The organism is Legionella bozemanae (genome assembly GCF_001648595.1).
GTDB lineage: Bacteria > Pseudomonadota > Gammaproteobacteria > Legionellales > Legionellaceae > Legionella > Legionella bozemanae.
Map to the genome: position 1 here is coordinate 1 of NZ_LBAW01000082.1, position 963 is coordinate 963.

A 963-nucleotide genomic window follows, 5' to 3' on the forward strand; every position below is an offset into this window, starting at 1 on the left:
CAAGGTTCTACGTATCCATTAACGGGGTTTGTGGCACATCAAGCAAGTCCTATAAGTACCGCAGCCTTACTTGCAGAACGCGTTGATTTTAAGTTGCATCGACCACCGACACCTGCGATTCGCGATTCGATAGGCCAAGATTGGCCTGCTGTATGTCATACCTATGCATCGAGCATTATGCCCAAAGACCGTTATCGCTATCAGTTGGTGAATACCTTGCCTGAAGCGCATCGTTGCCATCCGTTTGGACAATCCGTCATTGGATGGGAAGCAGGACACACCTATCCAGGTGATGGCGACAATTTTGGGTTTTTAATTTGGAAGAAAAGGAACTGTTGTTTTCTTTAAATGATGGGGATGAATTATGAATGCATTCGGAATTTTTTTAAGTAGCCTGTTTTTAGCCACCGCAAGTCATGCCAATGTAAATGATTTTCTTAATGAGGCATCGGCAACGGGTAAGGCGGCGCACGATTCAGTAAGCCAGGACACGTTGGCTCATTGGAATGCGACATCCAATCAATCCTATGCACAAAATAAGACCTTGATTGATCAGATTATTGAACAGACACGGCAAGGAGCCCCTATTGCCCAAAAAGGCCAAACCGTTGATGGAGCCGTATTATTTGTGTCTTTTTCCATGCCAGAACCCTTGTTGTTTTCACTGAGCGATGAGGCGGCTTCTTATAAAATTCCGGTTGTGATTAATGGTCTGATTGAGGGGGATTTTAAAAAAACCATAACAGCGTTTTCCAAGCTTCATGCTAAGGCCAAAGAGTCCAAATGGGCGTTTAATGGAGTATCGATTGATCCTCTATGGTTTGAACAATTTCATATCACTGCGGTGCCTGCACTTGTTGTGAGCAAAAGGCCGAGCTCCTGTGGACAGCAACTTATTTGTCCCGAACAGACTTATGATGTGGTGTATGGCAATGCATCTATAAAAAACAGTTTACAACTCAT

Annotated in this window: 2 protein-coding genes; both read left to right on the top strand. The window is 44.0% G+C overall.

What is annotated here, in order from left to right; genetic code table 11:
- The coding region (locus A8O27_RS18130) for a TraU family protein (protein ID WP_207393824.1) at positions 1-348 on the top strand (348 nt) is incomplete at its 5' end.
- Positions 349-364: 16 nt separating this feature from the next.
- On the top strand, positions 365-963 hold a 599-nt coding region (trbC, locus tag A8O27_RS18135; RefSeq protein WP_064115171.1), incomplete at its 3' end, for a type-F conjugative transfer system pilin assembly protein TrbC.